The sequence below is a fragment of the Anaerotignum propionicum genome, from assembly GCF_024461735.1.
Taxonomy (GTDB): domain Bacteria; phylum Bacillota; class Clostridia; order Lachnospirales; family Anaerotignaceae; genus Chakrabartyella.
Genome location: NZ_JANGAD010000004.1, coordinates 195,662 through 211,248, shown reverse-complemented (window position 1 = coordinate 211,248; position 15,587 = coordinate 195,662). Strand labels below are relative to the sequence as shown.

15 protein-coding genes and 1 pseudogene are annotated in these 15,587 nt (G+C 40.4%); 2 read left to right on the top strand and 14 right to left on the bottom strand.

The annotated features are described in order from the left end of the window. Positions 1-55 precede the first annotated feature (55 nt). The 6 genes from dnaB to NE558_RS07500 form a co-directional block, all read right to left on the bottom strand. Positions 56-1,402, bottom strand: coding sequence for a replicative DNA helicase (gene dnaB, locus NE558_RS07525; RefSeq protein ID WP_256149387.1), 1,347 nt, complete (start codon positions 1,400-1,402; stop codon positions 56-58). 20 nt (positions 1,403-1,422) lie between these two features. Continuing rightward, positions 1,423-1,869 (bottom strand): 50S ribosomal protein L9, encoded by a 447-nt coding sequence (gene rplI, locus NE558_RS07520; RefSeq protein WP_256149386.1) that lies wholly within the window; start codon positions 1,867-1,869, stop codon positions 1,423-1,425. Between the two features lies 1 nt (position 1,870). Beyond that, positions 1,871-3,841: a DHH family phosphoesterase gene (locus tag NE558_RS07515; protein ID WP_256149385.1), complete on the bottom strand. Its 1,971-nt coding sequence runs from the start codon at positions 3,839-3,841 to the stop codon at positions 1,871-1,873. A 30-nt stretch (positions 3,842-3,871) separates the two neighbouring features. Next, entirely contained in the window at positions 3,872-4,180 is a 309-nt protein-coding gene (locus NE558_RS07510; RefSeq protein WP_256149384.1) for a MazG-like family protein, read from the bottom strand. A 273-nt stretch (positions 4,181-4,453) separates the two neighbouring features. Then, positions 4,454-5,311 (bottom strand): DUF58 domain-containing protein, encoded by an 858-nt coding sequence (locus tag NE558_RS07505; protein ID WP_256149383.1) that lies wholly within the window; start codon positions 5,309-5,311, stop codon positions 4,454-4,456. After that, positions 5,308-6,273 carry an AAA family ATPase gene (locus NE558_RS07500; RefSeq protein WP_256149382.1) on the bottom strand — a complete coding sequence of 322 codons (966 nt, stop codon included), beginning with the start codon at positions 6,271-6,273 and terminating at the stop codon, positions 5,308-5,310. Before NE558_RS07500 ends, NE558_RS07505 begins: the two co-directional genes overlap by 4 nt. 375 nt (positions 6,274-6,648) lie before the next feature. On the opposite strand from NE558_RS07500, the gene NE558_RS07495 reads away from it, so the two are divergent. Continuing rightward, the gene (locus tag NE558_RS07495) at positions 6,649-7,848 is read left to right on the top strand and encodes an AI-2E family transporter (RefSeq protein WP_256149381.1); all 1,200 of its coding nucleotides are present in this window, start codon (positions 6,649-6,651) and stop codon (positions 7,846-7,848) included. 85 nt (positions 7,849-7,933) lie between these two features. Beyond that, a complete protein-coding gene (locus NE558_RS07490) occupies positions 7,934-8,821 on the top strand; it encodes a type II CAAX endopeptidase family protein (RefSeq protein ID WP_256149380.1) in 888 nt (295 codons plus the stop codon). A gap of 54 nt (positions 8,822-8,875) precedes the next feature. Here the strand turns inward: NE558_RS07490 and NE558_RS07485 are convergent, their stop codons facing one another. From NE558_RS07485 to NE558_RS07450, 8 genes and pseudogenes are all read right to left on the bottom strand, one after another. Further along, positions 8,876-9,091 (bottom strand): DUF1653 domain-containing protein, encoded by a 216-nt coding sequence (locus NE558_RS07485; RefSeq protein WP_256149379.1) that lies wholly within the window; start codon positions 9,089-9,091, stop codon positions 8,876-8,878. Positions 9,092-9,334: 243 nt separating this feature from the next. Next, positions 9,335-9,880 (bottom strand): stage V sporulation protein T, encoded by a 546-nt coding sequence (gene spoVT, locus NE558_RS07480; protein WP_066052632.1) that lies wholly within the window; start codon positions 9,878-9,880, stop codon positions 9,335-9,337. Positions 9,881-10,162: 282 nt separating this feature from the next. Further along, positions 10,163-11,152, bottom strand: coding sequence for an NAD(P)H-dependent glycerol-3-phosphate dehydrogenase (locus tag NE558_RS07475; protein ID WP_256149378.1), 990 nt, complete (start codon positions 11,150-11,152; stop codon positions 10,163-10,165). Between the two features lie 23 nt (positions 11,153-11,175). Beyond that, positions 11,176-11,790, bottom strand: a complete 615-nt coding sequence (plsY, locus tag NE558_RS07470) for a glycerol-3-phosphate 1-O-acyltransferase PlsY (RefSeq protein ID WP_256149377.1) — start codon at positions 11,788-11,790, stop codon at positions 11,176-11,178. Between the two features lies 1 nt (position 11,791). Further along, entirely contained in the window at positions 11,792-13,117 is a 1,326-nt protein-coding gene (gene der / locus NE558_RS07465) for a ribosome biogenesis GTPase Der (protein WP_256149376.1), read from the bottom strand. A 132-nt stretch (positions 13,118-13,249) separates the two neighbouring features. Further along, positions 13,250-14,059, bottom strand: a complete 810-nt coding sequence (pgeF, locus tag NE558_RS07460; protein ID WP_256149375.1) for a peptidoglycan editing factor PgeF — start codon at positions 14,057-14,059, stop codon at positions 13,250-13,252. A gap of 10 nt (positions 14,060-14,069) precedes the next feature. Continuing rightward, on the bottom strand, positions 14,070-14,447 hold the full coding sequence (locus NE558_RS14675; RefSeq protein WP_334303603.1) for a YraN family protein: 378 nt from the start codon (positions 14,445-14,447) through the stop codon (positions 14,070-14,072). After that, positions 14,433-15,191, bottom strand: a pseudogene (locus NE558_RS07450) (ribonuclease HII); the annotation flags it as partial. The pseudogene NE558_RS07450 and the gene NE558_RS14675, both read right to left, overlap by 15 nt. Between the last annotated feature and the right edge of the window lie 396 nt (positions 15,192-15,587).

The following is a 15,587-nucleotide window of genomic DNA, read 5'->3' as shown; positions in this document are numbered from 1 at the left end:
TCAACAAAATTCGCCATTATAAAATGCATTAGCCAGGCTAAAATTATTAAAACAGTTAGTATTTCTTCAAAAAGTTTCCAAACTTAGTATATTGACCTAACCAAGTCAGATCAACGGTACCCGTTGGGCCATTTCTTTGCTTTGCAATAATCAATTCTGCTTGGTTCTTTTTCTCCGTTTCCGGGAAGTAATATTCATCTCGATAAAGAAAAGCCACAACGTCAGCGTCCTGCTCAATGGCACCGGATTCACGCAAGTCTGATAGCATAGGCCTATGGTCACTTCTTTGCTCACAGGCACGGCTTAACTGAGATAACGCAATAACTGGTGATTCCATCTCACGGGCTATTGCCTTTAAATTTCGGGAAATTTCCGATATTTCTTGTTGTCTGGAGTCCGTTCTTCCGTTACCACTCATTAATTGTAGGTAATCAATTACAATCAGCCCCAAGCCCTTTTCCACCTTTAAACGGCGGCATTTTGAACGTACATCCATGGGAGAAATACCCGGAGTGTCATCAATATAAATTGGCGCTTGAGAAAGAGGACCCATAGCACGAATCAAATCTTCCCAATCCTTATCGTTTAATTCTCCGGTTCTAAGCTTTTGCGCATCCAGCATTGCCTCTGAGCAAAGCATACGGTTTACCAACTGTTCCCGACTCATTTCCAAAGAAAATACAGCCACGGGTACATTTCCTCGAATTGCTGCATTTTGAATGATATTCAATGCAAAGGCAGTTTTACCCATGGAAGGACGGGCAGCAAGGAGCACTAAATCTGACTTTTGCAGCCCCGCAGTTTTTGCATCAAAATCAACAAATCCCGTAGGCACTCCTGTTAGCTTGCCTTTAGAGCGGTAAATATCCTCAATTTTTTCAATGGAATCTACAGCAATATCTCTAATATGGTGAAACTCCTCAGAATGACGTTTCTGCATAATATCAAAGATACTTTTTTCCGCCTGATCCATTATGCTGTTGATTGATTCTTTTCCCTCGAAGCTCATTTGAGAGAGATCCCCCGCCGTCCGTATCAAACGACGCAAAACAGATTTCTCTTCAACAATTGCCGCATAGTGGCGCACGTTGACAGAACTGCCCACGGCAGTGGATAGCGTTGCCAAGAAAGGCACACCGCCCACCTGCTCAAATACACCCTTTTCTTCCAGTTTATTTTTTACTGTAACCACATCAATGGGCGATGCATGACGATACAATTCTTCTGCCGCTTCAAAAACCATTCTATGGTCAGGACGATAAAAATCCTCTCCCGAAAGAATTTCAAGGGCAACCGATGCCGCTTCTCTGTCTAAAAACATTGACCCTAATACGGCCTGTTCCGCTGTTTCATCGTGGGGCGGCACGCCACGGATATTTTCATTTTGTTTTTGCTGTTCCATGTATTCCGCCTCCGCTTTAATTAAACCTCTACAATCTTAATGGTTACTTCTGCGGTAACCTTAGGATGCAGCTTAATGGTAGCTGTTCTTTCCCCAACCATTTTAATAGGGTCGCCGATAGAAACCTTCTTTTTATCAATATCTTGTTTCGTTTGCTCTACAATTGCGTCTGCAACTTCTTTATTTGTAACAGAACCGAATAATTTTCCGTTTCCGCCTGTTTTCACCTTGATTGTAACAACCTGATCCTTTAAATTTTCTGCAATTTTCTGAGCATTTTCCAGCTCCTCTTGTTTTCTCTTTTCCTCGGATTTTTGCTTTAATTCAAAGTCATTTAAATTAGACTTGGTAGCTTCCACTGCAAGCTTCTTTGGAAATAAAAAGTTTTTTGCATAGCCTTCACTTGCATTCACTAACTCACCCTTTTTACCAACACTTTTTACATCTTGTAATAAAATCACTTTCATATTACGCTTCCTCCTTCAAATATTCTTCAATGGCATGGCGAATGGCATCTTTTGCTTCTTCTGTGGTAACATTTTGCAGTTGCGCTCCAGAAACCGTAAGATGTCCGCCGCCGCCTAATCTTTCCATAATTCTTTGTACGTTAATATCTCCAAAGCTGCGGGCGCTGATATAAACCGTATCCCCCACCTTGCAGCATACAAAGGACGCCTTCACTCCTGTTACATTCATTAATTCATCCGCCGCTTGGGCTGCCGTCAGGGTTGAATTCTCCACATTAGCAGGGCACACGGATATAGCGATGTTGCCCATAAAAAGCTCTGCATCCTTTACTGTGGAAGCTTTTGCTTTATAAGCATCCATATCATTTTGAAATAATAACCTCACGCGGATGCTGTCTGCCCCGTTACGGCGTAAAAATCCTGCGGCTTCAAAGGTAATAGCCCCCGTCTTTACACAGAAATTTTTTGTATCAACAGTAATACCTGCCAAAAGAGCATCTGCCTCCACACTGGTAAGCTTGACTTTTTTTCCAATATGCTGAATCATCTCTGTGATTAGCTCTGCCGTTGAGGATGCATATGCCTCATGGTAAACCAAAACTGCCTGATCAATGGCATCAGCACTTTTTCTATGATGATCAAATAAAACAATCCTTTTTGCAGCCTCTAATACCTGGGGGCTTTCCACCATGCTTTTGCGATGGGTATCTACAATAATCACCAAGGTTTTAGCATCCATGGTTTTCAAGGCTTCCGCTGTTTTCAACGTTAGATTCAAATGGCTTCCATTGGCCATCATTTTATCCCAAAGTCTGCGAATACCAACGCCCACCTCGTCCATTACAATATTACACCGTTTGTCCATGGCTCTTGCAATAGCACAAATGCCCAAACAAGCGCCCATACTGTCCAGATCCCCGTTCTTATGGCCCATAACCAAAATCCCCGAAGACTCACCCATAAGCTCCCATAGTGCATCTGCCTTTACCCGAGCACGAATGCGGGCATTTCGCCCCATCTCCCCCGTCTTGCCGCCGTAGAAAAGAAAGCTTTCACCCTCCTTCACTACAACTTGGTCACCACCTCTGCCCAGTGCTAAATCAATGGCAGCTTTTGCATTCTGCATGGCTTCATCCAAAGAATTACCACCAATTCCAATGCCCATGCTGACAGTTACAGGGATATGATCTCCCACGCTAATCTCTCGAATATCGTTCAAAATATCAAACTTCTTTTCTTTTAATTGCAATAGCATACCTTTTTTCAGTAAAAAGAAGTATCGATCCTTCTCCAGCTTTCGGATGACACCATCCACATCTTGTGCCAGTTGATTTAACTTTCTGTCAATCAATGCCGACAATATGGGCCAACGGCTTTCATCCAAGTTGTCCACAACTTCCTCATAGTTATCTAAGAAAATCATACCCGCAACAGTTTGCTGTTCTGCCAAGCATATTGAAAGCCGCTGTCTTTCTGTAACATCTACCAAGGTCATAGTCAAAACCGTACCAACAGCACCATTTTCCTCAATGATATCACAATGATCCAAAGCTGCCTCAAAACTTTTTTCACCATAAGAAATCAATATTTTTTTACCACCACCACTGTTTTTTAACAACTTTTCAACAATGGGCTTTACATCTTCAATTTCAGTAAACACCTCGGCAAATAGTTCATTATACATTAATATGTGTCCACGAATATCCAAAACAGCATATGGAATTGGTAAATTATGTGGAATCTGAAAATTCTCCTGCAAAACTGCAGTATCCAAAAAAGAAAGGGGCTCCTCTGTGGCTCCTTCAAAGGGCACATAAAGCTCTTTTAAGAGAGGCCAGCCGAAAAAAACAGCGGCGCCACCAATTAATGTGCCAATACCCAAATAAATATCCACCAAGGTACATACAAAAACTACTACTACAATCAATACAATAGCAAGTATTACGTTGTCTTGCTTTTTCGATTTAAACATTTATACGCCTCCAAAACCCAACGGTTTCCTTCAAGCCTTTGGCCCCAATTCTCGGAGCAATTCCAATAGAGGGGTTTTCCATTCAGGTCTTTCCTCCTCTAATAGGCCAACCTTCAGCTTTGCTGTGGCCTTTTCATCAAGGGATTGCTTGGAAATACCCATCCTAGCCGCTAAAAGATACATTACAATTTCCAAATCGGCCAATATTTCTGCTTTCTCCCCTTTTGTAGCATTTTCCTGCATCGCCGTATAAAATTGCGCCACTGACGACAGCATCCTACACTGCAAATTTTCTGTCATTTTAACATTTTTAGCAACATCAAAATCCTTTCCGTTCATTTAAAAACCGCCTCCTACTAGATGGTTTTGGTTATTATATGCAATAATATATTATAGCATAAACTTTTGTCTATCTCAACATGAAAGTACCCTTTGGATATTCTAAAACTCCAATGATTCGCTGAAATCCACCAATTTATGACCTTTTCCCAGCTTAAACCTAGGTCTTTCTATAGTAAAACTACCTTTTTGAAACTTAACATTCAACACAATAAACCATCAAAAAAAGCTGAAACAGTTTGAAAAAACCATTTCAGCTTATTCTGTCTATTTTTAGAGTATTTCTCTCATTGCAGAAAAAAGAGGAGTGTCCTCTTTCATTCCATAAAATACCGATCCTGAGCGATGGCAAAGCTCACCTAATGCTGCCCTGTGTTCCTTCAATGCTTTATCATATGCCCTTAGCACAGAAGGCGTTAATTCCAAATCACAAGTTTCTCCTGTTTCAGAATCTACAAGACGTACCGCTTGTCCCTCTTTCGGCTGTTCTTCCTCAGAGGCTAATACCTGTACCAAACAAACCTGTTGCTTTTTCCCCAGTAATACACGCAAAGCCTCCTCCAAAGGAGCTTCTGAAAAAAAATCGGAAATCACAAAAGAGATGCCACGTCCCAACTTGCCACTGTAAAGCCCTGCCCGCAAAAGATTAGATCCACCGCTGCTTTCAGCCTTATCTAGTAGACTTAGGAGTTCAAAAAAACCATTTTTTTGTGCAGCGCCTCGCTTTTCCAGAATGATTGAATCGTTCCAAAGAAATAAATTCACACGGTCTCCACTGCAAAGGCTGACGTAAGCCAAGGATGCAGTAATTGCCTTTGCCTGTAAAAACTTCTCTCCTTTTTCCATGGAAGTGCTGCAATCCAAAAAAAGATTGATTTCCGCCTGCTTCTCCTCCATAAAAACCTTAACGTAAAGCTTGCCAAAGCGACCGTAACTGTTCCAGTCCACCCTCCGTAGATCGTCCCCCATAATATAATCACGAAAATCAGAAAACTCTAATGAGCTGCCCTTTGCATGGGACTTTCTGGCACCACTGTAGCCGTCAACGCTTAACCTTTGGCGTAGGGTAACAGAGAGCTTTTCAAGCTGTAATAAATATTCCTTTGTAAATATATCCTGTAACGTTCTCATATCAACAACGCCTCAATGATTTGATCTACTGTAACGCCATCTGCCATACCCTCAAAATTCAGAAAAATACGATGACGCAATGCTGCCTTTGCCACTACTTTCACATCTTCATAAGCCACATTGTACCGCCCAGCCATAAGTGCATACACCCTTGCTGTCATCATAATCGCCTGGGCCCCCCTAGGGCTGGCACCATAACGTACATATTTTTTCACCATCTCTGGAGCATCTGCATAGTCCGGATGGCTTTTTAAAACCACGTCCATAATATACTCTGCCACAGGTGTGGCAACAGGCACTTCCTTGGCAATCTCCCGCATTTCCAAAAGCTGTTCCTGACTGCAAATTTTGTTTGCTTCTCTTGGACTCCCCGTTGTAGTAGAAGTTACAATCTCCAAAAGCTCAGCCTTAGTGGGAAATGTCACGTCAAGCTTGAATAAAAAACGATCCATCTGGGCTTCCGGTAAAGGATAGGTTCCCTCTGATTCCAATGGATTCTGTGTTGCCAACACAAAGAAAGGTTCTGGCAATGTATATGTGGCGTTTCCGCTGGTTACTGTGTGCTCTTGCATTGCTTCTAGCAAAGCACTCTGGGTTTTCGGTGTTGCTCTGTTAATCTCATCTGCCAAAACGATATTTGAAAAAATAGGTCCCTTTCGAAACTCCAGCCCCATTTCTCCCTTAGGATTTTTAGTCATAACCGATGTTCCTGTAACATCTGCAGGCATCAGGTCAGGCGTAAACTGAATTCTTGAGAAATCTAAGTCCAAAACCTTTCCAATGGTTTTCACCAGCTGTGTCTTGCCAAGGCCGGGCAGTCCTTCCAACAAAACATTACCTCCGGCAATCATAGATGTTAATACACCTCGAATCAAATCCTTCTGTCCAATTATAACAGTGCCTATTTCTGCTTCTATTTTTTGAAGTTCCGCCCCAAACTGGCGAATCTTTTCCTCGTTCATTTTGCAAACCTCCTTTTTTTCCATGATTACATTATACGGTCTTTGGACTTCCCCCGTCAATCAAAGGGGAAAAACGTAAAGAAATATAAGGAATTTGTTTTGTTTTTCTTAAAAAAGGGCATGTATACTATCAGAAAACCTTAAAAATTAGGAGTTTAAAAGTAAAGGACTTTCCATTTCTCTATATATGCAGCCGTTATACTTTATTACAAAGTCTTCTATGAAGGGTTTTTTGAACACTGTATCTATTGGAAAACAGAAGAGAAGGTGGCAGTTCTTTAATTTTAAAATAATTGTTATGGAAATATTGTGAAATTCATAGTATTATATTTTATGTAAGATAAAATTTTACAAATGAGGTTAAGGGGAATACCTATGAAAAAAATTGATTTTAAAAACCTAGATAAATCCTATCTAAAAATTTCATTGTATCTTTTTGCTGTTGCAGCAGCCGTTATTTTGTTTGAAAAAATAATTGGACACCTGCCTAATTTAGGAAATGTAATCCATACCTTCCTCATCACCGTACTGCGCTTGGGCTCTCCGTTCTTTTTGGGCTTTGCAATCGCATATGTGATGAACCCTTTTATGAAGTTTTTTGAAAGGATGTTCCTGAAATATATTCCAAAGGCACAAACCCATAAGAGATCTACCCGTATTTTCTGTATTCTAATCAATTACATTATTATTATCGGGGGTATTTTCTGGATTTTCATTTATCTTGTTCCTGAGCTAAAGGGCTCTGTTGTCTCCTTTGTGTCACAGCTTTCCACTTACTCAACACAGTTAAATGAATCTACCACGGATCTTTTCGACCGTATTCATTTTATCAATTCAGAGGATGTAAACAATATCTTAAATAAAGTGCTGGCTCCAATTATGGGCGTATTCCAAAACGTTCCGGCACTGATTACTAATATTCTTACAAACCTTTATTCTGTAGGAAAAATTACGGTGGATATTATCATGGCTATCTTTATTTCTTTTTATATGCTCTATGATAAAGAGAATTTCAGAAACCATGCATTAAAAATCGTTTATGCCATTTCAAGCCGTAAAAGCGCAGAACATCTATTTTATAATGCCCAACGAATCAATCGAATTTTTCAGAACTTTATTGTTGGCAAAGCAGTAGACTCTTTAATTATTGGGATTCTTGCCTTCATTGGCTTTTCCCTGCTAAGCGCCCCCTTCCCTTTGATTTTAAGTTTAATCGTGGGTGTGACAAATATGATTCCATATTTCGGCCCGTTTATTGGTGCAATACCCGCTATTTTCATTTCACTTTTGGTGAATCCAACCACGGCAATTTGGGTGGCACTGTTCATCCTTGCTTTGCAGCAATTTGATGGAAACTTCTTAGGTCCTAAAATTTTAGGAAACTCCTTAGACATCAGCCCGATCTGGATTATTTTAGCAGTCGTGTTAGGCGGCGCATTGATGGGTCCTATCGGCATGTTCATTGGTGTTCCAATTTTAGCGACAATTAAAATGTTCTTAACAGAATATATTAATCATAAATATCAAGATAAATATGCTGAAGATGATCCCCTTGCTCTGGAGAACCATGAATAAAAATCCCCGTTTGTGGCGTAAGCCGGAATAAAAAAAGAAGGATCAGACTTTCAAAGTCTGTCCTGCGGATTTTCGGAGGAAAAAAATGAATCAAACCAAACAAACAAATTTATTTGCATTAATCTTTTTTGTCTTTTTTATTGTAATCGGACAGCTTTTGTATCTTATACCTTTGATGCAAAAAATTCCCTATGTCTGGTTTTCCAGCATCGTGCAGATCGTGTATTGCACTGTTCCCATTACCGGTTACTTTATTTGGACAAAAAAAAATCCTAAGGAGGTTTTTCGTTTATACCCCTTGGGATGGAAAAACTTATTGTTGATTGTTGCCTTTGGCTTTGCCATACAGCCCCTAATGCGTTTTCTTTCCTTCTTTACCTCCATGTTTTTCCCAAATGTTGCCCAAGAATTTGCGGATGCATTGGATGGAACAAGCTTTTTAGGAACCTTAATTACCATGGCAATACTTCCGGCATTTTTAGAGGAGCTCTCCTTGCGGGGAGTATTCCTTTCGGGTTACCGCCGTTTGGGCACTTGGAAAGCAATTTTCTGTACCGCCCTTTTATTTGGACTTTTGCACATGAATCCACAGCAGTTTCCCTATGCATTTTTTGCGGGATTATTTTTCTGCTTTTTGGTGGAAAGAACAGGCTCCATTTGGGCCTCCATTATCCCCCATTTTATTATTAATGCCACAAATGTAATCAGTATGTACCTCCCTATGGCTGAGGATGTTGCTAAAATAGATATGCCTAGCAACACGATTCTTCTCCTTTATACCGGTGTGAGTGCATTTATTTCATTGCCATTCTTAGGTCTGATTTTTTATCAATTTTTGAAAATTAACCCTGTAAGAAATTCCTATGTGCCAAAGGATGGAACAAAAGAGCGCTTTCTTTCCATTCCGATCTTTTGTGTATTTGGGCTGTTTCTAATATTTGGCATTCTTCCATATCTGAATTACTTATTTTAAAATATTAAGGCCCACTTCCTTTTGAGGAGTGGCCTTTTTTAATGGAAAAAATTCCTATTCCTGTGTTAGACGAAAGCGAGGAATCTCATTCCCATCTACTCTTACCATTTCCAAAAACATTTCCTTTGGTCGCACCCATAGACCATGCTCACCATAAAGTTGACGATATACTACCATTTCTTCTAGCGTCTCGGAATGGTACGCCACTCCCACAACACAGTATTTTTTTCCTTTGTAATGCTCATAAATTCCACCAATCACAATATCCATTTGTTTTTTCCTCTCCAAATAAAAATACTTCCATATTTCTGTTCCTGTCACTTTTTCACTGAATTCTATTTCCTTTTATAATGTCTTTTCTACATAACTCTTATCAGCCTATCATATTTTACTCACCCTTACAACACAATAAAATCAGCATTAAAAAACGGCATCCGTTCTGCTTACGGATACCGTTTTTATACTTCAAATTCAAATCAAAGGGTAGTTTATTCATTGAAAATAATTAAACAATTATTGTTCCATCTGTCTGCCCAAAAATCCTGCTGCTGTTTGAGCAAGCTTGCCCTCAACCTCACCCATTTTTTTATCCTTGGAGAGGAAAATAATTGCACCCATGGCATCTCCTTCAGCAATAATAGGGGTAATCAACTGATGATTATAACCCTCCATGCTGTCGTCATCCAAAATTGGCACAAAATTGCTGTCGTTTTTATCGGCAATCAACGTTGTTCTGCGGTTTATGCACTTTTCCATCTCTGGGCTAATGTGTTTTTCATACAGTTCTCTTTTTGAGCCGCCGGAAACGGCAATAATCTGATCCTTATCAACAATACAGGTTACATGTCCGGCAGTTTGTGCCAAGCTCTCTGCATATTCTTTCGCAAATGTCCCTAATTCACCAATGGGTGAATATTTCTTTAAAATAATTTCACCCTCTCTGTCGGTGAATATTTCCAATGGATCTCCTTCTCTAATGCGCAATGTGCGTCGAATTTCCTTTGGGATTACCACCCTTCCTAAATCATCTATTCTTCTTACGATTCCCGTCGCTTTCATAGAAAATACCTCCGTTTACAAATAAGGTTGTTACATTTGATTTCCTTGTGCTTGTATTATTTGTAAAAGAAAAGAAAATATACCTACTCCTTATATAGAATAAAAAATAAAATTTCGATATAACTTCTCATAATAATCTGACTAGAAAAAACAACGGTAAATGAAAGAAAATACTTAAAAAAAGTTTTTCTATATTTAAGAAATCAATACATTTTTTTGTTTTTAATTTCTTAGAAGGCACAAAAAATGCTCCAATTTTATAAAAATCGGAGCATCTCATTTTCATTCAGCCTTACCATCCCTGCTCATTAAATCAAGCACAGCCTGCTCCGCATTTTTGCCTTGGAACAGCACTTCATAAATTGCATTGGTTATAGGCATTTCCACGTTGTGCTCTTTTGCCAGCGTATACGCCGCCTGCACAGTGTTTACGCCTTCTACAACCATTTTAATCTCTGCAAGGGTCTCTGCAAGGGTTTTCCCTTGACCCAATAAAATGCCGGCTCTGCGGTTTCTGGAGTGCATACTGGTACAGGTTACAATTAAATCTCCAATTCCCGAAAGTCCTGCAAAGGTCTCCAGCTTACCACCCATCTCAATGCCAAGACGGCTCATTTCTGCAATACCTCGGGTCATAATTGCAGCCTTTGTATTATCGCCAAAGCCTAACCCATCAGAAATACCTGCTGCTAGAGCCATAACATTTTTCAGTGCCGCACCCATTTCCACCCCAACCATGTCTGTATTGGTGTAAAGGCGAAACCTTGGGTTCATGAATTCCCCTTGTACCATCTTTGCCGTCTCTGCATTTTCAGAGGCGATTAAGCAGGTTGTGGGAATCTCTCTTGCTACCTCCTCAGCATGGCTTGGGCCTGATAGCACACAAACCTGACATTGAGGTACACATTCCTGAATTACCTGAGACAGACGTTTTAAGCTGTTCTCCTCTAACCCCTTGGCAACGTTCACCAAAACCTGATTGGGTTTCAAATATGGAGCAAAATCCATAGCTGTTTGACGTACAGCCTTGGAGGGCACCGAAAGAATAATGATTTCCGCATCCTTCACTGCTTTCTCTCTCTCAGCTGTAAAATTTAAGCCCTCGGGCAATAACACTCCCGGCAAATATTCTTTATTTTCTCTCTCTTTTTGCATTTGCTCCACAGCGTCCTGCCGTCTGGACCAAATCACAACGTCATGTCCATGTTTTTGAAGCATTACAGCCAAAGCCGTTCCCCAACTGCCAGAACCGATTACTGCAACTTTTTTCACTGTTGCCACCTCCAATATAACTCCTACTGCACATTTTTATGCAGTGTAAATTTATTTTCCGTGCCGGATATTAACCGTTTTATATTTGCCCTATGGAGCCAAGTTGCCAAAACCGCCAATGCAGTAAAAATCGCCACTGCTTCTGTTGGCATTCCTAAAAAATAGGCACTGATTGGAATAGAAATTGAAAATAAGATAGAGCCCATAGAAATAAAACCGGAACAAGCTACACCCAAAATCCCTATGGCTATGGTAATCGCCCCAAGAAATGGGGAAAATACAAATGTCAAGGATAGTACAATACCAATGGTAGAAGCAATACCCTTTCCGCCCTTAAATTTCAAATAGAAGGGGAAGTCATGGCCTAAAATGGCTCCTGCACCTGCATAAATACCCGCCAGCAAACTATCATCAGGAAAAATCAGTCTACAAAGAAAGAATGCCACAACACCTTTCAGAATATCCCCAAGAAAAGTCGCCAGACCTGCACGAAAACCCAGCACGCGCAAGGCATTGGTTGTCCCCAAATTTCCGCTTCCTTTTTTTCGTAAATCTGTTTTTGTAAGCTTTCCAACAATAAAGCCCATGGAAATGCAACCAATAAAATACCCGATTAGCAAACTAATGAGTCTAAACATATCAATCCTTTGCCCCTTTTTCCCTCGCTATAAAATGAATTGGTGTGCCAACAAAGCCAAATGCATCTCTCAATTGATTTTCTATATATCTACGATAGGAGAAATGGAATAATTCCTTTTCATTTACAAAAATAACAAAGGTTGGCGGTTTTACCGAAACCTGAGTCATATAATATAGCTTTAACTGACGCCCCTTATCTGCTGGAGGTTGTTGCATCGCCATTGCCTCAATCAATACCTCGTTTAACACACCTGTGCTGATGCGCAAAGCGTGATTTTCGTGTACTGTTTGAATTAATTCCAGCATTTTGCTGATTCTCTGGCCATTTAGGGCGGAAATAAATACCCTTGGCGCATAAGGCATATAAGCTAACTCATTGCCGATATCCTTTAAATAACTGTTCATGGTTTTATCATCTTTTTCAATGGAATCCCACTTATTTACCGCGATAATGGCCGCCTTACCTCTTTCGTGGGCAATTCCTGCAATTTTGGTATCCTGATCGGTAATCCCTTCATTGGCATCAATAACCAAAATTGCCACATCACAGCGCTCCACCGCTGCAACGGCACGAATGATGCTGAAACGCTCAATCTCTTCTTTAATTTTGCTCTTGCGTCGCATTCCCGCAGTATCAATAAAGATATATTTTTTTCCATCGATTGTAATGGGTGTATCAATAGCATCTCTGGTTGTTCCTGGAATATTGCTTACAATTAAGCGATCTTCTCCAAGAATTTTGTTAATCAAAGAAGACTTACCAACATTTGGCTTTCCAATGATTGCAACGCGAATGGCATCTTCCTCTTCACCCATGCTTGAATCATCAGGAAAATGCTCTACAACCTGATCCAGCATATCTCCAAGGCCCAATGCCTGTCCTGCTGAAATGGGCATAGGATCACCAATACCCAGCTCATAAAATTCATAAATATCCAAAGTGTCCCGTTTGGTGCTGTCCACCTTGTTAACTGCCAATACCACAGGCTTCTTGGTGCGTCGCAGCATATTTGCCACCTGACGATCATCATCTGTTACACCTGTTTTTACATCAGTAATAAATAAAACAACATCAGCAGTTTCAATGGCAATTTCCGCCTGCTGTAAAATTTGTTTTTGTATAATTTCTTCAGAACCGATTTCCATACCACCGGTATCTATCAAGGTAAATTTATAGTTCAGCCATTCCACATCCGCATAGATACGGTCACGGGTTACCCCAGGTGTATCTTGCACAATGGAGATTCTTTCTCCAGCTAAGCGGTTAAACAATGTGGATTTCCCCACATTGGGACGGCCAACCACTGCTACGATTGGTCTACTCATAATGATTCCTCCATATTTCTCTCTATCGCAAATAAATTCTTTTTTGCATTAATTAGGTAAATTCAGCCTTAAAAGCCACCTTAGGATTATACCACAGTATTCTTTCCAAATACAATAGCACATCTTTTGTTTTCAGCCCTTCAGCTCCATAATACCCGCCATTACACCCCTGTCTTCTTTCATCTTTCTGTGGGAATAAAAACGCTCTGTGTCGCACATGGTGCAAAGCCCTGCGATTTCGATGTTTTTCACCCCCATATTCTCCAACAAACGGCGGTTTGTCTCCCAAAGATCAATACGATATTTCCCTTCTTCGTTAGGGTCGTCAAATATAATCTCATCTGCAAAGGCTATGTTTTTGCGAAACAGCTCTACCACAGGGGCATCCACCTGAAAACAACATTTCCCAATGGACGGCCCAATTGCCGCAACCACATTTTCGGGTTCTGTTCCAAATGCATCCACCATTGCCTTTAGGGTATGCTCTGCCATACGGTTGCCCGTTCCCATCCATCCGCAATGTGCCATACCAATTGCCTTTTTTTGGGTATCCAATAAAAAAACAGGAACACAATCGGCCCCAAAAATTACAAGGGGTATATTGGGCTCGTTGGTAATCAATCCATCCACATCAAAATATTCCCTTTCCCGCAGTACGCCTTTGCCTTTGTCTTGCCCTTTTATCTGTCGCACGTTTGTCGTATGGGTCTGCTGGGAGGTCACATAGTTTTCTTTGGAAAAACCCATGGCATCCCCAAGTATCTCATAATTTTTCAACACCAGCTCTTTATCTTCACCTCTGGTCAAGCCCATATTCATCGTTGCATAAAAGCCCTTGCTTACACCGCCATGACGTGTGGTAAAACAATGCTTTACCATGCCCGTTTGATTTAGATTGTCAAAAACAACAACTTCCAATTCTCCCAAATTTTCTATTCTCATAGCCCACTCCTTATGCTATCCAAAACGCATTCTCTGTATAACGGAAATATGATTTGCCATTCTCCTCTAATACCTCAGCAACATCAAAACGAAAATCACAATCTAAGGAATATTCTGCAATATATGCCTTTGCTGTGCGAATAATATGCTCCTGCTTACGGTGATTCACCGCTTCGCAAGGCTCACCCTTTTTCCGTCCTGCCCTATATTTTACTTCGGTAAAGATGATGTATGTATCCTTTTTTGCAATAATATCAATTTCTCCCCCTTGGATACGATAATTTCTAGTCAAAATTTCATACCCCAGTCGACGCATTTCTTTGACCGCCATTTCCTCACCAATGACACCTTTGGTCTGATTATCCTCGGGATTGACAAAATTTTTCACGAAGCTTTTGCGATGAATGGGGCAAAGACCATGAACACGTATGCCCGCAATATGCTCCGTTGATCCATAACCTTTATTGGAAGCAAAACCATAACCGGGATATAACTCCTCATAAGCCTCCATCAGCCTGTCACGGTATACCTTTGCCACAATGCTTGCCGCACCAATGGAAAGACTCTTTGCATCTCCTTTTATAATGCCCCTTTGGGGTATAAAAATTTCAGGAATCGTCACCGCATCTGCCAAAATAAACCTTGGCACTGGGTTTAGCTGGGCAAGTGCCTCTCGCATAGCCTCATAAGTTGCCTGCAAGATATTGATTTCATCGATTCTCTCCCAAGAAACCACACCAACTCCATAAGATACTGCTTTTTCTAAAATCTCATCATAAAGGGTTTCTCGTTTTTTTGCTGAAAGCTTTTTAGAATCATCAACACCCTCAATCAAACAGTTTTTAGGTAAAATAACAGCCGCCGCAACAACAGGCCCCGCCAACGGACCACGGCCAACCTCATCTACCCCTGCAACCAAATCAAACCCCTGGGCATAACAAGCCCTTTCATATTCCAATAAGGCATCCAAACGCAATTGCTCTTTTTCAAAGGCGGCTCTTCTTTTCAAAGCCGAAGCAACGGCCAATTGGACTCCCTTTCTCTCATCAGTTTCAAATGCTCCTACAGCTTGATGTAATTCCTCCAAAGGGCATTGCTCTAAGTATTCTTTGATTTCCTTTATTGATTGCATGATCCGTCCCGCCTTTCCTAAAATCATTATATCATAAAAGTGGACGCATGCGCTAAAGGCCAACGGTAAAAAATTTGTTCAAATACTATTTTGGAGAGAATAATAGTAAGAAAGGATTAAATTGAAGCTCTTTAAACATAAATAAAATAAAAATATGAATTGTGTTTTGAGAAAGAAAAGAAGAAGAGACGTCCGCATATCATCGAGGGGCAACTCCATTGTTCTCTCATTTAAACCAATAGTGATAATTATTAAAGACAAGTATTAAGATTGTACATTATTGACTGGAAAACATTGCTGTTCTAAGGTGATGTCCTACTCAGCAAGTTTAACTTAGAATGGTCTAAAACCTGAAATTGGAAAATCTGCTGCTATTGCCTCAAATTTTAAAGACAA